The 22,281-nt window shown below is 52.8% G+C and carries 14 protein-coding genes; 8 read left to right on the top strand and 6 right to left on the bottom strand.

Going from position 1 to position 22,281, the window contains the following annotated elements:
* Positions 1-52: 52 nt before the first annotated feature.
* The gene (locus QWY20_RS10435; RefSeq protein WP_330128954.1) at positions 53-2,728 is read right to left on the bottom strand and encodes a TonB-dependent receptor; all 2,676 of its coding nucleotides are present in this window, start codon (positions 2,726-2,728) and stop codon (positions 53-55) included.
* A 414-nt stretch (positions 2,729-3,142) separates the two neighbouring features.
* Here QWY20_RS10435 and QWY20_RS10430 point away from each other — a divergent pair, with 414 nt between their 5' ends.
* The gene (locus QWY20_RS10430) at positions 3,143-4,180 is read left to right on the top strand and encodes a LacI family DNA-binding transcriptional regulator (RefSeq protein WP_330128953.1); all 1,038 of its coding nucleotides are present in this window, start codon (positions 3,143-3,145) and stop codon (positions 4,178-4,180) included.
* A 41-nt stretch (positions 4,181-4,221) separates the two neighbouring features.
* Here the strand turns inward: QWY20_RS10430 and QWY20_RS10425 are convergent, their stop codons facing one another.
* Entirely contained in the window at positions 4,222-5,817 is a 1,596-nt protein-coding gene (locus tag QWY20_RS10425; RefSeq protein WP_330128952.1) for an AbgT family transporter, read from the bottom strand.
* A gap of 362 nt (positions 5,818-6,179) precedes the next feature.
* Here QWY20_RS10425 and QWY20_RS10420 point away from each other — a divergent pair, with 362 nt between their 5' ends.
* The 3 genes from QWY20_RS10420 (at position 6,180) to QWY20_RS10410 (ending at position 11,295) form a co-directional block, all read left to right on the top strand.
* The gene (locus QWY20_RS10420) at positions 6,180-6,929 is read left to right on the top strand and encodes a 3-hydroxybutyrate dehydrogenase (protein ID WP_330128951.1); all 750 of its coding nucleotides are present in this window, start codon (positions 6,180-6,182) and stop codon (positions 6,927-6,929) included.
* A 51-nt stretch (positions 6,930-6,980) separates the two neighbouring features.
* Entirely contained in the window at positions 6,981-10,463 is a 3,483-nt protein-coding gene (locus QWY20_RS10415) for a PAS-domain containing protein (protein ID WP_330128950.1), read from the top strand.
* 154 nt (positions 10,464-10,617) lie between these two features.
* Entirely contained in the window at positions 10,618-11,295 is a 678-nt protein-coding gene (locus QWY20_RS10410) for a hypothetical protein (RefSeq protein ID WP_330128949.1), read from the top strand.
* Here QWY20_RS10410 and QWY20_RS10405 read toward each other — a convergent pair.
* A complete protein-coding gene (locus tag QWY20_RS10405) occupies positions 11,262-11,906 on the bottom strand; it encodes an energy-coupling factor ABC transporter permease (RefSeq protein WP_330128948.1) in 645 nt (214 codons plus the stop codon). The genes QWY20_RS10410 and QWY20_RS10405 overlap by 34 nt on opposite strands.
* 194 nt (positions 11,907-12,100) lie before the next feature.
* Between QWY20_RS10405 and QWY20_RS10400 the strand changes: the two genes are divergently transcribed.
* Entirely contained in the window at positions 12,101-13,648 is a 1,548-nt protein-coding gene (locus tag QWY20_RS10400; protein ID WP_330128947.1) for an amidase, read from the top strand.
* A gap of 55 nt (positions 13,649-13,703) precedes the next feature.
* Here QWY20_RS10400 and QWY20_RS10395 read toward each other — a convergent pair whose 3' ends face one another.
* The 3 genes from QWY20_RS10395 to QWY20_RS10385 all read right to left on the bottom strand — a co-directional run bounded on the left by QWY20_RS10395 (position 13,704) and on the right by QWY20_RS10385 (position 18,689).
* Positions 13,704-15,296, bottom strand: coding sequence for an isocitrate lyase (locus tag QWY20_RS10395; protein WP_330128946.1), 1,593 nt, complete (start codon positions 15,294-15,296; stop codon positions 13,704-13,706).
* A 332-nt stretch (positions 15,297-15,628) separates the two neighbouring features.
* A complete protein-coding gene (locus tag QWY20_RS10390) occupies positions 15,629-16,279 on the bottom strand; it encodes a response regulator transcription factor (protein ID WP_330128945.1) in 651 nt (216 codons plus the stop codon).
* A gap of 88 nt (positions 16,280-16,367) precedes the next feature.
* A complete protein-coding gene (locus QWY20_RS10385; protein ID WP_407935423.1) occupies positions 16,368-18,689 on the bottom strand; it encodes a TonB-dependent receptor in 2,322 nt (773 codons plus the stop codon).
* Between the two features lie 135 nt (positions 18,690-18,824).
* Between QWY20_RS10385 and QWY20_RS10380 the strand changes: the two genes are divergently transcribed.
* The 3 genes from QWY20_RS10380 to QWY20_RS10370 all read left to right on the top strand — a co-directional run bounded on the left by QWY20_RS10380 (position 18,825) and on the right by QWY20_RS10370 (position 22,214).
* The gene (locus QWY20_RS10380; RefSeq protein ID WP_330128943.1) at positions 18,825-20,126 is read left to right on the top strand and encodes a GntP family permease; all 1,302 of its coding nucleotides are present in this window, start codon (positions 18,825-18,827) and stop codon (positions 20,124-20,126) included.
* A gap of 11 nt (positions 20,127-20,137) precedes the next feature.
* A complete protein-coding gene (locus tag QWY20_RS10375) occupies positions 20,138-21,298 on the top strand; it encodes an E22 family MetX-like putative esterase (RefSeq protein WP_330128942.1) in 1,161 nt (386 codons plus the stop codon).
* Between the two features lie 130 nt (positions 21,299-21,428).
* Positions 21,429-22,214, top strand: coding sequence for a substrate-binding periplasmic protein (locus tag QWY20_RS10370; protein ID WP_330128941.1), 786 nt, complete (start codon positions 21,429-21,431; stop codon positions 22,212-22,214).
* Positions 22,215-22,281 lie beyond the last annotated feature (67 nt).

Genomic DNA, 22,281 nt, shown 5'->3' with positions numbered 1-22,281 from the left:
AAAGGGGCTAAACCCTAGGATAGCCCCTTACACTATTGCAACCAAGTGGACGTTAGAAAGCCACCCGGATACCCGCCACATAACGACGGCCATTTTCATAAATGGAGAAAGTACGTGCTTTGTTGGTGTTGTACTCCACTACCTGCTCATTGGTCAGGTTGATGGCTTCAAACGCCAGACTGATGTTGTCCGATACATTGTAAGTGAAGCTGGCATCCAGTTGGCCATAACTATCATTCCACAGCTCAGAGCCATTAAAGTGCAAGCCTTTGTACCACTCGGTCCGGTAGTTATACATGAGTCGGGCGCTGAACAGATCGGTTTCATAGTAAGCCGTCAGGTTGACCATATGATCCGAGGTGCCTTCCACTAGCCCAGAACCCGGCAAGCTCACGTTACGTGCTTCGCTGCGCTTGGCATCGGTGTAAGTGTAGTTGGCAATAACACCAAAGTGTTCCCCGAAAGCCTGCTGATAGCTTAGCTCCAAGCCTTTGGTGGAGCCACCAGGGCCATTTTCAGGACGAGTGAAGGTGACATCAACCATCTGGTCACCTTCTTCCCAGTAACGCTGATCGACAAAGGTACTGAAGCTGCGGTAGCTTTTTATACGCTTGTAGAATAGTGTCGCGGCCAATACCGACTGTGGGTTAAAGTACCACTCATAGGCCAGATCGAATTGGTCGGCAATCATTGGCTTTAAATTCGGGTTGCTGGCGTTACCAGTCGGCTGAGCTACATTCAAGGAGCCATAGGTGATGGATGTTGAAATATCATTCCAGTTTTGCCGTGCCATTACACGAGCAGCACCAAAACGCAAGATGGTATCATCGGCTAAATCATAGGCCAGGTTAAAACTAGGCAGGATTTCCTGATAGTTATTTTTTTGCTCCACCCAAGCCAGCTCGGCTGGTGTCAGCCAATCTCGGTCAATGGTCAGAAAACCCCAGCTATCACCGGAAAACTCATAACCACCGGAGGTTTGGCGGGTATCGACATAACGCAACCCAATATTACCGCGATAATTCTCGCCATCAAAATCACCCTGAATATACAAAGCGGTAATATCCTCTTCCACTGCCCAGTTTTCATCCAGAATCAGCGAGCGAGCATAATCCGCCGGTACACCATTGAGCCCTACAAAGGCAATCTCTTCCATCCGGGCACGGTTATGGGCGATTTGCTGGGTCATATTGCCACTGACCACGGCGTCAATACTATGGGTGCCCTGTGTCAAACCGCAAGCTGCCATGGTAGGACAGGTATCAAAAATATACTGCAGATAGACTGGCCAATCAGGCGCCAAACTCTCATCGCTCAATGTATTCGGACCATGCCAACTATAAGCGATCCGATCCTGAGTTCGCTTTGCAGACCGGTATTTCACACCGGTATGGATTTCAGTAAAGGCACCTGCTTGCACTGGGAAAGTGAGATCAAACTGAGCATAATTTTCACGATCGGTAGTGGGCTTCTCACCACCCCAAATCCAACCCGCATTAAACTGGCTGGCATCAGTCGCATCCACATTGGTGCTGGCCGATGGTGTTGAGCCGCGCAAATCAAAGTCGTAACCGGTCGATGCACCGTATTCCCAGGAAGTTTCCCGCAAAGTCCCCCCCTTGGCGCGGGTACTGCCAACCTGAGCATGGACTTCAAAATTTTCACCACTGTAATTGATGTCCAGATCCAACGAGCGGGTTTCAGTAGAAGCCACCCGATTAATAAAGTTAAATGCAGAGGTGCCCCCATCAACAACAGAGCCCGCGACAATACTATTGTCAATGCTGGTTATACCACCTAAGCTGGCAGCGTCATTATTGACAAAGATGAGCCAGTTCGAGTTTTGGTTATCGGCATCCACTTTCGAGTTCAATGCATTAAAGGTGATATCCCACTCGTGACTTGGAGCAAACTGAATGGAAGCAAACACAGTTTCACGCTCACGCTTTTGTTGAAAGCGCGCTACACCAATGTGACTGGGTACTTTTTGTTGCAAGTCCGGGTTATCCGGCCAGCCCAGCACTTCAAAGCCCTGACGCACAAAATCGCGATCCTGCCGCATGGCGGAAATCAATACACCAAAGGTTTCATCGTCGTTTTTCCAGGAGTAAAGACCTGACAATTGCGGATCCCAGTTCTTGGACGTTTCGGTATACTGCATTTCTACGCCCAGATTCAGGGTATTAGCCTCCAGATTAAGCGGTCGGCGGGTACGTAGAATGACAGTGCCACCAATGGAACCTTCATCGATTCGCGCCATGGGCGACTTATACACTTCCAAATCAGAAACCAGAGCCGATGGCAGCATGGTGTAGTTAAAACTACGGCCCGGTGCATCCAGAATAAACCAGTCAGCCGTAGCAATGGTTTGGCCATTGAGTAAAGTACGGTTAGTCGCTGAACTAGCACCACGAATGGTAATTTTTTCACCCTCGCCAAATTCACGGCTGACACCCACCCCAGTAATACGGGATAACGACTCTGCCACGTTCTTATCCGGAAATTTGCCAACATCCTCGGCCGTTACTACATCGACCACCGCATTGGCAAATCGCTTTGCATTCAGGTTCGCTTCTTGCGATGCACGAATACCCCGCACCTGAATCACTTCGACATTGTCTTCTGTGGCGCCATCATTGGCCATAGCTGGCATGCTGAGGCCAAAGGCCCCTACCATCAATCCCAGTTTTACTGCCAGGGCGCATTTATTTAGTTTATTGCTGGACATAAGCCTCTCCCGTTCCTCTTATTGGTCTTGTGCTGTCTTTTTTTTCTGATCCTGAATGACAACGCTGTCATTGAAATTAAACTTACACAAAAAAAATCGCTATTGCAAACCAAAATCGATGAAAATTTCAACTATTTTGCCAGAGTCTGCGTCATCCAAAGCGTTGAAGCATGACAGCGAAGGCTGTCCATCAGGCTTTTAGCTGACCCAGGCGACTTTTTTAAAGCCCCGTTTTCAGCACAAAAATAACGGTTGGATGGCCAGATTGCTTGCGATTTTGCCAGAAAAAGCGTATCACTATCACATGAATGCTAATATTTTGACCAGCGCTGTCATCTTGTAATGCCCGCAGCCGTTCAAACTGCCAGGCACCGATACTGCGAGCCGTCAACGCAACCAAATCAAGGAAGCTGCATGAAAGTCACTATCAATGATGTGGCCAAGCACGCTGGGGTGTCGATCAAAACGGTCTCCCGGGTGATGAACAATGAACCTTCAGTACGCAAAGACACCTTTGATAAGGTAATGGCCGCCATCAATGAGCTGCATTACCAGCCGAATGCTGCCGCCCGTAACCTGGCCAGTACCCGCTCTTACAGCATTGGCTACATCTACGACAACCCTAATGCCTATTACATTATTGATATGCAAAAAGGTTTGCTGGACAGCTGTAAGAAGCATGGTTATGAGCTGCTGATCCATCCAACCAATGCCAAGTCTCCTGGCATTGTTGATGAGGTCAAGGAGCTGGTCAGTAAATCGCGGCTGGCTGGGTTGATCTTAACGCCACCTTTTTCTGAAATGCCACACATTGCCGAGGCACTGGAAGCCATGAAGGTGGATTTTGTGCGGATTGTTTCAGGCTCCACTCCTTCGCCGGGCGTGCACAACTGCGTCCTGATTGATGACTTTACCGCTGCCTTTAAAATCACCAACCATTTGCTGGAACTGGGTCATACCGACATTGCCTTTTTGTGTGGTGATGAAGAACACAGCTCCAGTGGCGAGCGCTTGGCTGGCTTTAAAGCCGCTCTGACCAAACGCGGTTTAACGGTGAACCCCAAGTACATCGTACCTGGCCATTACTCCTTTGAATCCGGTGTGGAAGGAGCCAAAAAACTGATGGCATTGCCGAAGAAGCCAAGCGCGATTTTTGCCTGTAACGATGAAATTGCCGCCGGTGCCCTGTTCAGTGCCCGCCTGATGAATATCCGTATTCCGGAAGATTTATCCATCGCCGGTTTTGAGAACAGTCCATTTTCCCGCCAGACCTGGCCACCGCTGACCACCGCCCACCAGCCGAACAGTACCATCGCTGCTCAGGCTGCGGAATTGCTGTTTAAACACACCAGGCCCAATGCCAACAAAGCGCAGATCAACGCTCAACCGGTGTTTATTCCGGAATTGCTGGTGCGGGATTCGACCTGCCCGGCCAACAGCAAGCAAGGGTAAACTAGCCGTAATAACAAGGGCAGCCTAAGCTGCCCCTGGTGTTAACCTTCGAAGCTGTAATAGGTCGGCGAGCCCGGACCAACCGGCAAGCCCAGCACAAAGACCCACAGACAAAACAGCGTAACCCAGCCAATAAAAAACACCATGGTGTAAGGCAGCATGGTAGCAATCAAGGTACCAATGCCCATGTCTTTTTTGTAGCGTGCTGCCACCGCCAGAATCAAACCAAAATAGCTCATCATCGGGGTAATCAGGTTGGTCACCGAGTCGCCAATGCGGTAGGCCGCCTGCACCACCTCTGGTGAATAGCCAATAATCATCAGCATCGGCACAAAGATAGGCGCGGTAATAGCCCACTGCGCCGACGCCGATCCCAGCATTAAATTGACGAAGCCGCACATGGCAATAAACAGAATAAACAGCAAGGGCCCGGTCAAGCCCATCTCCTGCAGGAAAGTCGCCCCCTTCACCGCAAAGATAGTGCCCAGATTGGTCCAGCCAAAGAAAGCAACAAATTGGGCGGCAAAGAATACCAGCACAATATAAAGCCCCATCGAGCCGATACTCTTTGACATGGCATTGATGACGTCTTTGTCATTTTTCATGGTGCCGGCAATTTTGCCGTAGACAAAACCAGGGATAGCAAAGGTGATGAAAATATAGACCACAATGCCGCGCAGGAATGGTGAGCCCAATACCCCACCAGTCTCCGGATTACGCAACACACCACTTTCCGGCACCACGGTTAATGCCAGCAAACCCAGCAAGCTGGCCAGCGCCAGGCCAGCGCCGATCAGGCCACGCTTTTCTTCCGGACGCAGTGGCTCCAGCCCCTGGCTCTCCAGATCAATGGATGCTTCCGAACGATCGTATTTGCCCAGCTTTGGCTCAACAATTTTTTCAGTAACAATGGCACCTAAAATGGCGATGACAAAGGTGCTGACCACCATAAAGAAGTAATTGGCTTCCGGGCCCACCGTGTACTCAGGATCAATCAAATGAGCCGCAGCTTCGGTAAAACCAGCCAACAAGGGATCAATGGTACCAATCAACAGGTTAGCACTGTAACCGCCGGATACGCCGGCAAAGGCCGCCGCCAGGCCAGCCAATGGATGACGCCCTAACGAGTAAAAAATGGCAGCCGCCATCGGGATCAGCACCACATAGCCAAGCTCAGACGCTGTATTGGAGACAATGCCGGCGAAAACGATGGTCACCGTTACCATGCGCGGCGATGCATTCATCACCATGCCCCGCATCGCGGCTGAAATAAGACCGGAGTGCTCTGCCACGCTCACACCCAGCAACGCCACCAGCACCACACCAAGCGGCGGGAAGTTGGTAAAATTAGTCACCAGGTTGGAGACGATGCGCTGCAAGCCATCGACACTGAGTAAACTGACAACGTGAATAACGCCATCCGGCGCACGACCGGCAGCGCCTTCCGGCCTCGGATCGATAGCACTTAACTCAAAAAATGCCGCCACACCACTGCCCAGAATGACCGCCAGGGCAAACAGGGCGAATAAAGTGACCGGGTGGGGCAAAAGATTACCAAGCCACTCAACCGTATCTAAAAAGCGGGTAAACCAGCCACGCTTTTCGGTAGGGGTATAAGATTGCTGAGAACCAGCCATAAAAGCCTCTTCTTTTCTTTATTGGTCGCCCGGATGCAGCCTTGCGAAAGCCTGAACAAGTAAAAGCGGTACTTTTAACACCTTATCGCTAAAAACAGGTAAAACAGCGCAAATTCAGTATTAAAATCAGCAAGAAGCAAGCAGAAACGACACTTTAATCGTGATAAACCGACAGACTGTACCATAAATTACCTAAGCCAGAAAAGCCAACCAGCTGAATTCGGCCAAAACAGAGCTCCAGACGGCCGCCAGGCCCTGAATGATACATTCAACTAGCTCTCAACTAGCACTAAAGTACCGTTGTCGAACCGGACTATTCTGCCTAGCATGGGTGGTGAGAAACGATCAGAGGAGCCGCCGCTATGCGCGTTGTGATTACCGGAGCCACCGGTGGGATTGGTTTTGCCGTTGCCGAGCATTTTGCCCGTCAGTCCCATCAAGTCGTCCTGGCCGATTTGTTACCAGAACGCATTGAGCAATGCGTAGCGCAGCTACGCCAGCAAGGCCTGGCTGCCGAAGGTTTTGTGCTGGATGTCACCGATGCCGATGCCATTGCCCGCTGCGCCGCCGACTTTCCCGCTGATGTGCTGGTGAATAATGCCGGCATTCAGCATGTGGCCCGCTTAGAGGATTTCCCGGCCGACAAATGGCGTCTGCTATTGGAAGTGATGCTGACCGGTCCGGCGATGCTGAGCAAAGCCATGCTACCCGGCATGCAGCAGCGTAATTTTGGCCGCATTATCAATATCGGCTCCATTCATGCGTTAGTCGCCTCACCTTTCAAGTCGGCTTATGTCGCTGCTAAGCATGGTTTGATTGGCTTTAGCAAGGTGGTGGCACTGGAAAACGCCAGCCACAACATTACCATCAACACCATTTGCCCGGCTTATGTCAAAACCCCTTTGGTGGAGCAGCAAATTGCCGCCCAGGCCAAAGAGCATGGCATCAGCGAACAACAGGTGATCGATACCATTATGCTGGCGCCAATGCCACAAAAGGCTTTTATTGATGTGGAGGAAATCGCCGCCAGCGCGGCCTTTCTGTGCTCGGATGCAGCCCGCCATATCACCGCCCAAACCCTGGTACTGGACGGTGGCTGGACCGCAAGGTAAGCTCAATAGCATCAGAAACTTGCATCTCACTGCGTCGCCGATGGAGCCTGCATGAAAGAACCTGCCGAATTGATTGCGGAGCAAGGCCATATTGGTCTTGGTACCATCGCCGCAATTTCGGTGCTCTATCTGGTGGTGTTGTTCAGCGTCGGCTACTTTGGCCGGCGCATTGATGGCAAGCACCCGCTGGCACCCTGGGTGTTCAGCTTTGCCTTATCGATTTACTGCACCTCCTGGGCTTTCTATGGCGTCACGGCCCAGGCGGCCGTGAATGGCTGGTGGATCCCCCCCACTTACATCGGCTCCTTTATTTTGTTCTGGTTTGGCTTTCAGTTGATGGCGCGCATTGCCATTGCCTGCCGCCGTTACCGCATTACGTCCATTGCCGACTTTATAGCTACCCGCTTTGGTCATTCCCGTTTACTCGCCGTTAGTATCACCCTGATTTTATTTATGGCGGTGATCCCCTACATCGCGCTGCAGCTGCATGCAGTATCCACCAGCATCAATGTGCTGGTGGCCTCGGAACAAGCCAGCGACTGGTTTCGTGATACCGGCCTCTATGTCAGCTTGTGGATGGCGGTGTTTGCACTGCTGTTTGTCAGCAAAAGCGCCAAGGCGCACCAGCCTAACCCCGGCCTGATGACCGCCATCGCCTTTGAGTCGCTGGTCAAGCTTTTGGCCTTACTGGCTATCGGCGCCTTTGTCTGCTTTGGTATTTACGATGGCATTCAGTCCATTTTTGCAGCAGCCCGCGAGCACTCTGGCCTTATCGAGCTGCAGCGTCAGGCGCTGCCGACCCACAGCTACTGGGTGCATGTGCTGCTGGGTTTTACAGCCACCCTGTGTTTGCCGCGTATGTTTCATGTTTCTTTTGTCGAAAATCAGCGCCTGGGGCATCTACGAAGCGCCCGCTGGATTTTCCCGCTTTATTTGCTGCTGATGAGCATCTTTACCCTGCCACTGGCACTGGCCGGCGTGATGCTGCTTGGGCATGAGGTAAATATTGATCTGGTGGTGTTGCAACTGCCGCTGGCGGCCAATCGCACCGATATTGCCTTGCTGGCGTATTTGGGCGGCTTCTCTGCCGCTACCAGTATGGTGGTGGTAGCCACAGTGGTTTTGGGCATTATGATCACCAACGAACTACTAACCCCATTACTATTTCGCGCCCGCCAGACCGAGCTAAGCCCGCCCAGTTTACTGAAGATTGCCAATTTGCGCCGGGGCTCCATGCTGCTGGTGCTGATGCTGGGTTTTGTCTATTACCGCTGGATTGGTACCGACACCGGCCTGGCTCAACTTGGATTGATGGCGTTCACGCTGGTGGCACAGCTGGCTCCTGCCTTGATCCTTGGGCTGCTGTCACGCCGGGTTAACCAGCAAGGCGCGCTGGCTGGTTTGCTGAGCGGCGCTTTGGTCTGGGCCTACATCTTGCTGTTGCCAGAGCTGAGCCGGGCCGGCTGGCTCGGAACCCAATGGCTGACAGAGGGGCCATTTGGCATTGGCTGGCTGGCACCACACCAGCTGTTTGGCTGGCAAGTCGATGCAATTACTATGGGCGTGTTGCTCAGCCTGAGCTGCAACTTGCTGATGGTGCTGCTGGTCAGCCAGCTGACCCAGACCCGGGTGGGCGAATGGCTGGAAAGTGGTCGCTTTTTGCAAAAGCAGCAAAGCAACCCCGCCCCCAATCGTCAGGCCCGTCTGTCGGTTCAGGACTGTTATCTGCTGCTACGCCGCTTTGCTGGTGAATCCGAAGCCAAACGGGTGCTGCAACGCACCGTGCGCAGCACCCAGCTGGAACAATATGCCCCGGCACCGGCCAATCTGGTGCAAGCGTCCGAGCGGGCCTTATCGGCGGTGATCGGCGGCGCTTCAATGCGACTGGTGATGGATGCCGCCAGCCGGCACAGTCAATTGCCTCTGGAAACCGTGGCTCGCTTTGTTGATGAAGCCAGCCAGGTGTTTCAATTTAATCAGGCACTGTTGCAGGCCACCATTGATAACATCAGCCAGGGCATCAGTGTGGTGGATGCTGATTTACGGCTAATTGCCTGGAACCAGCGCTATCTGAATATGTTCGATTATCCACCGGGACTGGTGGAGGTGGGCCGGCCGGTGGCCGATTTAATTCGCTTTAATGCTGAGCGAGGCCTTATTCACAGTGCTGATGTCGATAGCGAGGTCGAAAAGCGCCTAAGCTACCTGCGCCAGGGCAGCAGCTATAAGTTCCAGCGTTCACAAAAAGATGGCCGGGTGTTTGAAATGCAGGGTAACCCGCTGCCAGGCGGCGGTTTTGTCACCACCTTTACCGATGTCAGCTCCTTTATTGAAGTGCAGCAGGCGCTGGAGCAGAGCAATCTGACCCTGGAGCAACGGGTGGCGGATCGCACCCGCAAGCTGGAGGCTTTGAACCAGCAACTGCAGCAGGCACAGCAAAAAATTGAAGCCAGCACCCAGGCCAAAACCCGCTTTTTTGCCGCCGCCGGCCATGATTTGATGCAACCCTTTAATGCGGCCGCTCTCTTTGCCGGTCTGCTACGGGAAAAAGCTGATTCGGTGGAACAAAAACAACTGAGCGAACATCTGATCAGCTCGCTGGACTCGGCCGAGGAGCTGCTCACCTCCATTTTAGAGCTGACCAAGCTGGATGCCGGCGTGATCAAAGCCCATCACCAGCCGGTTGCACTTGGTGAGTTGCTGGATGACAGTGCCCGCGATGCCGCAGTGCTGGCCGCCGAGAAGGGGCTGGAGTTTCATTACCTGCCGAGCAAGCTGGCGGTCTTCACCGATCGTAAATTGCTCAAGCGGGTGATACAAAACCTGCTGGCCAATGCCATCCGTTACACCGATCATGGCCGCATCGTGCTCGGCTGCAAGCGCTATGGTAAAACGCTGGAAATTCGGGTGATCGACACCGGTATCGGCATCGCACCGGAGGATCAACAACGGATCTTTGAAGAATTCCAGCAAGGGGAAAGCCAGCATCACAAAGGTCTGGGTCTTGGGCTGGCGATAGCGCACCGCATCACCGGCATGTTGCAGCATCCACTGACCGTGCGCTCCGCCCCTGAGCGAGGCAGCTGCTTTAGTATCCGTTTACCGCTGTGCCAGTTGCCGGTAGCAGCCATCAAACCGGCCAGCAGCCCTGATATTAAAGCCAACTTTGCCGGCAAAATCGTATTGCTGCTCGATAACGATGAGCAATTATTACAAGCCGTAACCGAATTGCTGCGCAGCTGGGACTGCACGGTGCATCCGATTAGCCGGCCAGAGCAGGCGCTGCAGGCTATCCGCGATGGTGTAAAACCCGATGTGCTGCTGTTTGATTACCATCTGGACAATGGCGCCACCGGGGTGATGGTGGCAGAACAACTGAGCAATCATTTCTCACTGCAATTACCGGTCATTATTCACTCGGCCGATCACAACGAGCAAATCCGCGAGCATGCGCTAAACGCCGGCTTTCACTTTTTGCTCAAACCACTGAAGCCCATGGCGCTGAAGCGTTTGTTCCAGCGGCTGTTGCGTTAACACAACCAAGACCACACGTCCCCCGCTAAGACCCCACAAAAGTAATATTTTCATTGCTTAGTTTTTACTTTTTAAGATAATGACTGCTTTGATGACAGTATTTAGCCACTTTCAACCACGAAGAAAGTATCGTTCACACCAAGGAAGGGATCCTATGTTTACTGCTATTCTGCAATCAACCCTGAGTAAAATTGCACATAACAAAAATCAATTAATCCGGGCTTTGGCCATTCCCATGCTTCTGCTCATTCTGATTGAATACTTCTGGGAACTGGGATATGGCACAGTGTTTGACATCGCTTTGCACATCGGTTGGTTTTTAATGTACAGCATCATCGCCATCCTGACCCACCGGAGCATGTTGCTTGGTCAGGGTACTGCGTCCATGATGGCTTTACCCAGCTGGGGTAAACGTGAAACTGCTTATCTCCTGCGCCTGATTGGTTACGCTTTGATTATTGCCTGCGCAGCCATACTGATGCTGATCCCTATGTTGGGTGGCCTGTTGTTTGTGGTGGCGCTGTTAATACTATTAGGCCGCTTTGCTCTGGTGTTCCCGGCTATTGCCGTTGATTACCCCATCAGTTTCCGTGACTCCTGGCACATCACCTCTGGCCACACCCTACTGATGGTATTGATTGTTGCTATTTTGCCGGTAGGTTTAGCACTACCGATGTTGGTGATCGAGTACCTACCCTATGGCTTTTTGCTGTTGCCCATCGTGTCCGTCGCCATGACTGTCCTCACCATAGCAGCTCTTTCTGAAACCTTCAGATACCTGGTACCGGATTTTCAACATCAACCAGCAGACGATAAATACTCGTTTTCGTAAAAAGTTCGCAGCCAGTGCGGCCGGTACAGCGCCATCAGGGTCACCGCCATGCCATTGAGCAACGCTTCGGGAAAGCTGATCAGCAGCGCCAGCACTAAGTAGTTATCCTGAATAATGTGCCAGGGGTAGCGACCGTCCAGGTAAAACCAGGCAGAGGTCAGCCCCATATGCAGCAGCATGGTCAGGGCACTGGCGAAAAACGCCGCCACAAAGATGTAAATAAACAAATGGCGCGGTAAAAAGTAGTAACTAAACCAGAACATGCCAGCACTAAACAATGCTGGCAGCACAAAAGTGCACAGGGCATAGAGGCCACCATCGACCGGTGACACCTGACCCAGCGCCAGCATCACCAGCAGCGGCAATAAACAGATCCAAACCGCAATGCGCCAGCCATGACAAAGCGTGACCAGGGTAATACCGAGAAAATGCACCGCCAGCCCATCGTAAATTCGGGCCTGCAATAACCAAAGCAGCAGCAACACTGCCGCCGAGCCAAACACCAGATGCTGGTACTCTGGCTCTGCTTTGAGTTTTGGCCAGAATTCACGTGGAAAGCTTAGCCAAAGCACCGCCAACAAAGCTCCCCAGCCTAACCCGCTTAGTATCATGACCGCCACCTCTTCACATCGCTCTGCCCTGCTATGGTAGCATCTTGTTCAGCAACTTGCTGTGAGCATGCCAGCGATCTGGCAAATGCGCTGAACATCTGCTGCGATAAACAGCAAGATTCAGCCCATGCAATCACTGGCATCCGGTTAGCCGCTGGATTATGCTGCTGTTTTAACCACCGAAAGAGAGCTGTATGAAGTCCTTCCTTGCCCTCATGTTAAGCTGTGGCCTGCCTTTACATGCAGCCATCAACCCTGCCTGGCTGGATGCCAAAAGCGCCCAACAGGCCTTGCAGGATGGCAGCCTGAGTAGTGAACAATTGGTGCTGCATTACCTGCATCAAATAGCGCTGCATAATACCCAGGGCCATCAGCTGGCGGCAATCACCGATATCAACCCCGATGCGCTGACCATTGCGCGCGAACGCGACGCACAGCGAGCACGGGGGGAGCTGTTGTCTCCGTTGCATGGCCTGCCGGTGGTGTTAAAAGCCAATATTGCCACCGCCGATAGCATGCCCACCACAGCGGGCGCACTGGCACTAAAAGGCTTTGTCACAGCGCAGGATGCCGAGCTGGTCGCGCAATTGCGGGCGGCCGGGGCGGTAATTCTGGCCAAAACCAATTTATCGGAATGGGCCAATTTTCGCGGTACCGGTTCGGCCAGCGGCTGGTCGGCGCTGGGCGGTCAAACCCGTAACCCGCATGTGCTCAGTCATACCCCCTGTGGTTCCAGTTCAGGTTCCGGGGTGGCGGTAGCCGCCGACTTTGCCTTGCTGGCGGTAGGCACTGAAACCGATGGCTCTATCATCTGCCCTGCCGCCATCAATGGTGTGGTGGGCATCAAGCCCACCCGAGGCAGCGTATCCGGCCATGGCATTATTCCGATTGCCAGTGCGCAGGATATTGCCGGGCCCATGGCCAGGAAAGTCTACGATGCGGCCTTGCTGCTCGATGCGATGCTGACTGCTGAAGCCAGGCAGCAATTTGCCACCCCGTTGAGCGAGGCCAGCCAGCAGGCAGTGACAACACAGCAGGTGGTGGTGATCCGGGCTTATGACGAGTACGACGACGCCATTGGCACTATGCTGGATCAGTTGGTAGAGCAACTGTTAGCCGCTGGTATCGCTGTGCAGCAAGTCGATACCTGGCCAGTGCCCGCGGAATTGTATCAGAGCGAGCTGGAAGTGCTGGTGTATGAATATAAACGCGATTTAGAGCAATGGCTGCGCGATTTCAAGGTGCCGGCGCCGGTGAACAGCCTGCAGGGCATTGTCGATTTTAACCATGCCAAAGGGGAAGAGGCGCTGGCGTTTTTTGGTCAGGAATACCTGCAGCAGGCTGCGGCAGTGAACCTGACAGACCAGGCTCCTTATTACCAGCAGGCTCTGGCACAAAGCCGCCAACTGGCAGAAGCACTGCTCGATGAGCATCTGCTAAGCGCCAGTGCCATAATTCTGCCGTCCTATGGCCCAGCCTGGCCAATCGATCATAAGCAAGGCGATCAATTCAACTTTGGCACCTCGACCGCCGCTGCTGTGGCGGGTTACCCCTCCATCAACCTGCCAGCTGGCTTTAGTGGCCCTTTCCCGCTGGGAGTGAGCATCGTCGGTAGCCCCTGGAGCGAACCTGAGTTATTGGCGCTGGCGCAACTGCTGGAGCAAAAGCTGGCAGCTTATCGCCAGCCCACGTTCCTGGTTGCGCCACCGGATACCAAGCCAGAATCACCTGCCAGCGAATAAGACCGCAACAAAAAAGGGCAGCCCGAAAGCTGCCCAATCAAGCCCCAACCAAGGCCTAGAACTGGTTCATGGTGTTGTCTTTACCAGAGGCTTTTAGCGCTGCATCACCAGAGAAGTACTCTTTGTGATCGTCGCCCATATCCGAGCCAGCCATGTTCTGGTGCTTGACACAGGCAATGCCCTGACGGATTTCTTTGCGCTGCACGCCGGCTACATAACCCAGCATCCCAGCTTCGCCAAAGTATTCTTTCGCCAGGTTGTCGGTCGAAAGCGCTGCCGTGTGGTAGGTTGGCAAAGTGATCAGGTGGTGGAAAATACCAGCTTCACGTGCAGCATCGGCTTGGAAGGTCTGGATGCGACGGTCGGCTTCCACTGCCAGCTCGCTGCTGTCGTACTCGGCACTCATCAGCTTGGCACGATCATAGGCAGATACATCTTTGCCTTCTTGCTGCCAGCCATCGAATACCTGCTGACGGAAGTTCAGCGTCCAGTTAAAGGATGGGCTGTTGTTGTACACCAGCTTGGCATTAGGCACCGCTTCACGGATGCGGTTGACCATGGCAGCAATCTGGCCTACATGCGGCTTCTCGGTTTCAATCCACAGCAAGTCGGCACCGTGCTGCAAGGAAGTAATGCAATCCAGTACCACCCGATCTTCACCACTGCCAGGGCGGAACTGGAACAAACCGCTGGCCAGACGCTTTGGCTTTAACAGCTTGCCGTTGGCTTTGACCACCACATCGCCGTTGGCAATGTCGTCAGCGCTTTGCACGTAGTCACCGTCCAGGAAGCTGTTGTACAAGTCGCCCAGATCGCCCGGCTCTTTGGTGACAGCAATTTGCTTGGTCAGGCCTGCACCCAGCGAGTCGGTGCGGGCCACAATGACGCCATCCGGTACACCCAGTTCTAAGAAGGCATAGCGCACGGCGCGAATTTTGGCCAGGAAGTCGGCGTGCGGTACCGTCACCTTACCATCCTGGTGACCGCATTGTTTTTCGTCCGACACTTGGTTTTCAATCTGAATGCAGCAGGCACCGGCTTCAATCATTTTCTTCGCCAGCAAATAAGTGGCTTCCTCGTTGCCAAAACCGGCATCGATATCGGCAATAATCGGCACAATATGGGTTTGGTGGTTGTCGATCTGCTGCTGCAGTTCAGCCGCTTTGGCCACATCACCCGCTTCTTTCGCTGCATCCAGCTGGCGGAACAAACCACCCAGCTCGCGCGCATCGGCCTGGCGTAAAAAGGTGTACAGCTCTGCGATCAAGCTGGGCACCGAGGTCTTTTCATGCATCGACTGATCCGGCAATGGGCCAAACTCAGAGCGCAGCGCTGCGATCATCCAGCCCGACAGATACAGGTACTTTTTGTCGGTGCTGCCGAAGTGCTTTTTGATGGCAATCAGCTTTTGCTGGCCGATAAAACCATGCCAGCAGCCCAGTGACTGGGTGTACTTGCTGCTGTCGGCATCGTAGTCGGCCATATCGCGGCGCATAATGCCGGCGGTGTAACGGGCAATATCCAGCCCGGTCTGAAAACGGTTTTGCAGCGCCATACGAGCGGCGTATTCAGGGCTGATTTCCTGCCAGCTGCTGTCTTTGCTGCCGATCAGGGTGGCGAATTGGTCCAGGGTGCTTTGGTACGTCATGGGATCTTCCTCAGGGCTTTTGGCTGTTGTGATTTTAATCTAGCCCTGATCGCTTTATAATTGAAATCAATAAATACCATCCTTGACATTCATTGAATGTATGGCAAAAACACCTGACTGGCACTCTCGACTTCAAACAGAGAATGGGATTTAAAATATTGATATTAATAATAAATAGTTATTTCCAGCACCATAAACGCAGGGCTGATTACTCAGCTCAACCGCATCCACAAAAGCTTAGTGGTCGTGAAAACGAAGATTTCAGTGTGAAATGCCGTGATAACCATCACGGATATGAATGCATAGCATCACCGGCATTGATTGAGGGAATATCAGGAATGGCTGTCAGGCAGCTTCAGCTTTTCGAATAAAATACCGGCCTGAGTACGGTTATTCACGTTAAGCTTGCGCAAAATCGCCGATACATGCTGTTTGATGGTGGTTTCCTGCACATTCATTTCGTAGGCGATTTGCTTGTTCAGCAAGCCATCGGCGATCATCTTCAGCACCCGAAATTGCTGCGGCGTGAGTTGCTCTAACCGGTTGGCAAAATCATCGTCGATCAGGCTGGTGGCATCAGCGACCTCCTGGCTTAATTCAGCAGGTAACCAGCTATCGCCTTGCTGCACAGCGTCAATGGCTGCCGACATCAGTTCAAGCGGAGCTGACTTAGGCACGTAGGCAGCCGCGCCCAGTTGCAGAGCTTGCTTAATCACCGAGGGCTCTTCCACCGCCGAGACCATCAATACCGTCACATCCGGGTACTCGGTACGCAACGCCGTTAAACCGGCAAAACCATCGGCACCGGGCATTTTTAAATCGAGGAAGATCAAGCTGGTATCCGGATGCTGGCGCAATAACGCCCAGACCTTATCCATATTCTCGGCCTGCAATAGCAAGGCTTTATCACCTAAAATAGTCTGAGCGGCCTGCGACAGGGCAACTCGAAATAGCGGGTGGTCATCGGCAATGATGGCAATCATGGCAGCTCTTAGTTACGGCTTATCGGAAGGTACAGCTATCATAGCCGGAACTGCCCTTAGCAGTACAGTTCCGGCCATAAATCCAGCCTTAGAAGCGGTAACCCACGGTCAGACTAATGGTGCGAGGCGCATCGTAATAACCAATCAGGGTGTTATCACCACCCAGGCCCGGTACAAAGCTGCCATCATCGGCTACCGAAATAAAGGCATAGTTGCCAACCAGGTACTGCTTATCAGTCAGGTTTTTACCGTGTAAACCAACGGTCCAGTGGCCATCGGCACTTAACCAGTTAACCGACAGATTCAACAAGCCATAGCTGCTTTGCTCCAGCAGGTTGTTGAGTTCGGTCAGCGCATACTTGCTGCGGTAATGGTAGTTACCGTTGAAAATCAGATCGCCACCGGATGCCAGCTGCATTTCATAGCTAAAACCAAGGTTAGCCGTGGTTTTCGGCGTATTGGTGATCACAAAGCTATCCGTAATGTCTACCTGACCGCCCGTAACAGGGTCAAAACTAAATACATTTTTAAACTTGGCGTCGATCAAACCCAAACTGCCATAGACTTGCAGATTGCGATTGGCCATCCAGGTAAACTCAAACTCAGCACCGGTCGCATCCGATTGACCAACATTACCCAGTCGCTGATTCAGTACCGACGCATCGTTTGGATCCGGGATCACCGAGATGTATTGGCGATCTTTGTGATCCAGCATAAACAAAGTGGCGTTCAGGCGGAACGTATTGGTTAAATCGCTTTTCATCCCAATTTCGTACGACAGCACATCTTCCGGGTTGGCAGCAGGCTCGGCGGTTTCCGCTCGAGGATTGAAGGTACCGGATTTAAAGCCCTGGCTGAAACTGGCAAAGAACATGGTGTCCTGGCTGTATTGGAATTCAACACCCAGTTTCGGCGTCCACTTGCTCCAGCTGGCGCTGTCATCCAGCACGATCGGAGTTTGCAGGCCATCCGGACGGACATAGCCAGGTACCCAGCCAGACTCAGGATACACGGTATCAAAAATCAGGCCGTTGCGGACCAAGGCATCTTTCTTGTCTTTGGTATAACGCAGGCCAGCCGTCAGTGACCATTGATCATTCAGGCGGTAGGAGCCTTGTGCATAGGCAGCGGTGCTATCGCTGTCGCTGCAACCGGCCACTTCCCGGGTCAAGCCCGGCGTGCCAAAAGCAGCTTGCCCCAATACTTCCAGAATGGCATCAAACACACCACAGGACTCGGAGGTGTAATAATACAAACCAGACACCAGGCTCAGGTTATCACTGCGGTAATTCAGCTGCAGTTCCTGGGTAAACCATTTATCTTCGTAAATCGCCGGCACATCAAAAATACGTAGCGGTGTGTTGTCAAAGTCGATATTGACCGGTGAGTAGTTCTCACGCCGTGAAGTAATGGATTTTACACTGATGCTGTCGCTGACTGTCCAGTCCATCAATAGACTGACGCCTTCGGTTTCTACCCGGGTCCAGGTCGGCAAACTGGTGTAGGAGTCGTACACACTGTCTGGTACCGGCGCATCGGTCAGCAAACTTGGCAGTAAACGGAAGCCACCCTTGGAGTTCGACTTATCATCGGTCTTATCGTAACTAAGCCGCATAAAGAAGTTATCGACCGGACGGTATTCCAACGTGGCGCGGAAGGCCTGAATATCTTTGTTGTAGTTTTCTTTGTCCTGATTGGCCAAATCAGAAATCAAAAACTCACCATAACCATCACGTTGCAGATTGGCATAGCCAAGTCCCAAATAGAGGCGATCCTGGATCAGCGGCAGCTGGCCGGTGAGCTTTAGATCACGCTGGTTAAAGCTTCCTACCGTACCACTGATAGCAAACTCGGTATCACCGGTCATTTGCTTGGTGACGTATTTCACCGCACCGCCTATGGTGTTCTTACCATACAGGGTACCTTGCGGGCCACGCAGTACCTCAACCCGCTCAATATTCAGAATATCCAGTACCGCACCTTGCGGCCGTGCGACATAAACATCATCAATGTAAATGCCCACCCCAGGTTCATACCCCCAGAGTGGATCTTCCTGGCCTACACCACGGATAAAAGCGGTGAGTGTTGAGTTGGTACCCCGGCTTTGCTGCAAGGTGGTATTGGGGGAAAACTGTTGCACTTCGATGATGGTAGACAAACCCCGCTGCAGAATATCGTCTTCACCAATCGAGGTTACCGCGACCGGTACCCGCTGCAAATTCTCTACCGTACGACGGGCTGTGACTTCAATTCGCTCTAACCGTAATTCAGTTTCAGCGGTATTTTCGTCATCACCAGCCACAGCAGCTGTGGCGATAAGGCCAGTGCTCACCGCCAAAGCCAAAGCACTCAAAGTAAATCCCCGTGTGGTTGCCCTGCTGTTTTTTTGTTTTTCGTTCGTTGCCATCATGGCTCTCCTGCTGAGTCGTTAACAATACGCTTCTACTGTAGGCCTAAATGAAGAATTTTTAACCTGTACCTTAGTACTATGGCTTGCCGGGGGTTGTTGTATCACACTGAATCAAAATTGAACGAGGAATTTTGCATGCTGGGGTTATTCGGCTTGATCCTGGGGTTGTTGCTGCTGATCGTCTTGACCATGCGCGGTTTCAACCTCTTTATTACCGCACCGCTGTGCGCTTTATTGGTGGCTGCCACCAATGGCATTCCATTTTGGGATATTGCCGACAAAGTGGATTTTGTCCATGGCTACATGACCGGCTTTTCCGGCTTTGTTGCGGCCTGGTTTCTGATGTTTTTACTGGGTTCATTGTTTGGCAAGTTGATGGAGCACACCGGTGCCGCCGATGCGGTGGCCCTGGCGATTGTAAAACGCATCGGTCATACCAGGGCGGTGCTGGCCGTGGTGATGGCCTGTGCCGTGCTCACCTATGGCGGCGTTAGCGTCTTTGTAGTGGCTTTTTCTGCCTACCCGATGGCGGTGAGTTTATTTAAGGGGGCCAACCTGCCCCGTCGCTTTATACCGGCAGCGCTGGCGCTTGGCTCAGTGACCTTTACCATGACCTCGGCCGGCTCACCGGAAATCCAGAATTGGATTCCCATTCCTTACCTTGGTACCACGCCCTATGCCGGCTGGGAAGTGAGCCTGGTGGTGGCGGTGATTATGGCCATCAGCGGTTACATGAGTCTGATGTGGATGATCCGTAAAGCAGTAGCCAAAGGCGAGCACTTTATTCAACGCGCCAGCGATCCGGTGGTGGAAGATCGCAATCTGCCCAATCCGATCTTTGGCATTATCCCGTTGCTGGTGGTGCTGACGCTGTCGTTCTTTTTGCATGAATCCTTGCAGCAAGCAGCACTGATTGTTGCGCTGGCCGGTGGGGTGAGTAGTTTGTACCTGCTCAATATGAAGTTTTTACGCAACCCAGCCGCGGCAACCAATGAAGGTGTACTGGGCGCTTTGCTGGCGATCGGCAATACCGCTGCTGTGGTGGGTTTTGGCAGCGTCGCCCGGCTGACACCCGCTTTTGCCGGCGTGGTCGACTACATGACCCACCTGCCCGGCCCTGAGCTGCTGGGGGCCGCTGTGGCTGTTAGTGCCATTGCAGGTTTGACTGGCTCCGCTTCCGGTGGTCAGGCTATTGCACTGCCGGAAATCGCCCCGACCTATCTGGATCGTGGTGTTGACCCAGAGCAACTGCATCGGGTGGTCGCCATTTCATCCGGTGCCCTTGATTCATTGCCGCATAATGGTTATGTGGTAACCACCATCCGTGCTATTTGTGGCGAAACGCACCAGAATGCGTACTGGCCGGTCGCTGTGGTCAGCGTGCTGGTGCCTTTGGCTGGTGTCTTTATTGCCATTGGCCTGTTTCAGTTATTTTAAGGAGAAAACCCATGCTGTTACGGATTCTGTTCCTCAGCGCTTTGTTGTGCAGTGGCCTGGCACAGGCCATGTTGGTGGAAAAGCAACGCTTTGAAATTGCGGAGTTCACCACCGAAAATGGCCAGGTGATAGCGCCGGTTCAGGTCGGCTGGGAGGCCTATGGCACCCTGAATGAAGCCAGAGACAATGTGATTCTCATTACGCATTTTTTCTCCGGTAGCTCGCATGCCGCCGGCAAGTACAGTGAAGAGGATGCCTTGCCCGGCTACTGGGACAACATTATTGGGCCAGGTAAAGCTATTGATACCGACCAATTTTATGTCATTAGTGTCGATACCCTGGTCAATGCCAATGTGTTTGATCCCAATGTAATCACCACAGGGCCAGCGACTATCAATCCAGCGACCGGCAAGCCTTGGGGGCTGGATTTTCCGGTGGTGACCATCGGCGATTTTGTGGAGGTACAAAAAGCTCTGCTTGATAGCTTGGACATTGAACGTTTGCATGCAGTCATTGGCCCATCGATGGGCTCTTTTCAGGCCATTGAGTGGGCTACCCGCTACCCGGAGCGGGTCGAGCGACTGGTACCGGTGATTGGCAGTGCTTTTATCGATGCCTGGGCTGCAGTGCGCCTTGAACGCTGGGCTTACCCAATCAAAGCAGACCCGGCCTGGAACAACGGCGATTATTATGCCAACGGCCAGCCAACCGAGGGCTTGATCACCGCTTTATCCTACATTATTCAGGATGCAGTCTACCCGACGGGCTTTAACCTGCGCTACCCGGCACCTTACACCGACGCAGCACCCCATAATGATATTCGCGCCAGCTTCTCGGCCTGGCAGCAGCTGCGTGAGCATGCGGCGGTCCGGGCGGCCTATCAGGATGCGAATCATATTCTGTATCTGGTGCGCGCTTCCCAACTGTTTCGCGCCGGCATGGGCGACAACTGGCAGGAGGCCCTGAAGGGGATCCAAGCCCGTACCTTGCTACTACCAGCTACCGGTGATCAACTGCTGCTGCCACAAATGAGCCGAACCACCCAGCAAGCGCTGGAAGCGGCTGGTAAAGAAGTTGAGTACCAAGAAATCCCCGGCATTTGGGGTCACCTGGATGGCGTGGTCGGGATGTCTGCCGTCGCGGAGGTACTTAGCGAGTTCCTGCAAAACTAGTTATCTATGGTCGTTTTTCCTTGCTTTGCCCACTTTGACGCCCTTCGGGGCGTCTTTCTTTATCTGCCCCCAGAAACACCTTGGCGAACTTCTGCCATACTTACTGCATGTTCAATTTTGGGTGTTGTTGATGAAATCAATCTGTGCAGGCATATGGCTACTTTTCTCAAGTGGGGGGATCTGGGCTGAGCCCATTCTGCTGGCGAGCTCGGATTACACTCCCCACACCGGTGAACATTTACCTGAGGGTGGTGCTCTTACCGCCATTGTACAGGCTGCGTTTGACCTGATGGGGCAAGAGGTTGAAATTCACTACATGCCCTTTGCCCGAGCGATGCAAGCCAGCCGGCTTGGTCAATACGCTGGTGTGATTGGAGTGAAATATACCCCTGAGCGTGAGCTGGACTTTTATTTCCCGGAACCTGTGTACGATACATCCATTGTGTTTTTCAAACGCATTGATGAGCAGTATCAATTTGACACTTATCTGGATCTGGTACATCAGGGGGTACGTTATGGCTCTGTATTGGGCTATTCGCACCCGGAGGGCTTGCTGGAAACCCGCATTCGGCATTATCAGGTTGCCAGTGAGGAACAGTTATTTCGCTTACTAAGTGCCGGCAGGGTCGACCTGATGGCAGGGGATAAGTTGAATGGTGTTTACCTGTTGCTGCATGACTTTCCCGAGTACAGCGCTCAAATCGACTGGCTGGAACCGCCCATTGAAACACAAGCCTTGTACTTATTATTCTCCCGCCAACACCCGCAGGCAGCTGAACTTAACCACGACTTTAGTAACGCAATTACACAGCTAAAGCATTCCGGCGAGTTGGATCGCATCAAAGAGCGCTTATTACCCAGTCTGCAGCAGTTACAGCAAGGTGAACCCAAAGTACCACCAGCTCAATCGTTCTGAGTTAAGCGTTTGCACTCAAACGCTGCATACCTTAATCTTGGTTGTATACTTTTGCTTTGCCCGGAGT

The organism is Alkalimonas cellulosilytica (genome assembly GCF_036325985.1).
Classification (GTDB): Bacteria; Pseudomonadota; Gammaproteobacteria; order Enterobacterales; family Alteromonadaceae; genus Alkalimonas; species Alkalimonas cellulosilytica.
Note: the sequence above shows the minus strand (reverse complement) of the source record. Positions and strands in the feature narration are given on the sequence as shown.

Excerpts from the sequence above, each read along its gene's own strand:
- QWY20_RS10380 (WP_330128943.1), top strand. The coding sequence starts at position 18,825 with ATGCTGGGGTTATTCGGCTTGATCCTGGGGTTGTTGCTGCTGATCGTC.
- QWY20_RS10410 (WP_330128949.1), top strand. The coding sequence starts at position 10,618 with ATGTTTACTGCTATTCTGCAATCAACCCTGAGTAAAATTGCACATAAC.
- QWY20_RS10395 (WP_330128946.1), bottom strand. The coding sequence starts at position 15,296 with ATGACGTACCAAAGCACCCTGGACCAATTCGCCACCCTGATCGGCAGC.
- QWY20_RS10375 (WP_330128942.1), top strand. The coding sequence starts at position 20,138 with ATGCTGTTACGGATTCTGTTCCTCAGCGCTTTGTTGTGCAGTGGCCTG.
- QWY20_RS10400 (WP_330128947.1), top strand. The coding sequence starts at position 12,101 with ATGAAGTCCTTCCTTGCCCTCATGTTAAGCTGTGGCCTGCCTTTACAT.
- QWY20_RS10415 (WP_330128950.1), top strand. The coding sequence starts at position 6,981 with ATGAAAGAACCTGCCGAATTGATTGCGGAGCAAGGCCATATTGGTCTT.
- QWY20_RS10425 (WP_330128952.1), bottom strand. The coding sequence starts at position 5,817 with ATGGCTGGTTCTCAGCAATCTTATACCCCTACCGAAAAGCGTGGCTGG.
- QWY20_RS10420 (WP_330128951.1), top strand. The coding sequence starts at position 6,180 with ATGCGCGTTGTGATTACCGGAGCCACCGGTGGGATTGGTTTTGCCGTT.
- QWY20_RS10390 (WP_330128945.1), bottom strand. The coding sequence starts at position 16,279 with ATGATTGCCATCATTGCCGATGACCACCCGCTATTTCGAGTTGCCCTG.
- QWY20_RS10385 (WP_407935423.1), bottom strand. The coding sequence starts at position 18,689 with ATGATGGCAACGAACGAAAAACAAAAAAACAGCAGGGCAACCACACGG.
- QWY20_RS10405 (WP_330128948.1), bottom strand. The coding sequence starts at position 11,906 with ATGATACTAAGCGGGTTAGGCTGGGGAGCTTTGTTGGCGGTGCTTTGG.
- QWY20_RS10370 (WP_330128941.1), top strand. The coding sequence starts at position 21,429 with ATGAAATCAATCTGTGCAGGCATATGGCTACTTTTCTCAAGTGGGGGG.
- QWY20_RS10435 (WP_330128954.1), bottom strand. The coding sequence starts at position 2,728 with ATGTCCAGCAATAAACTAAATAAATGCGCCCTGGCAGTAAAACTGGGA.
- QWY20_RS10430 (WP_330128953.1), top strand. The coding sequence starts at position 3,143 with ATGAAAGTCACTATCAATGATGTGGCCAAGCACGCTGGGGTGTCGATC.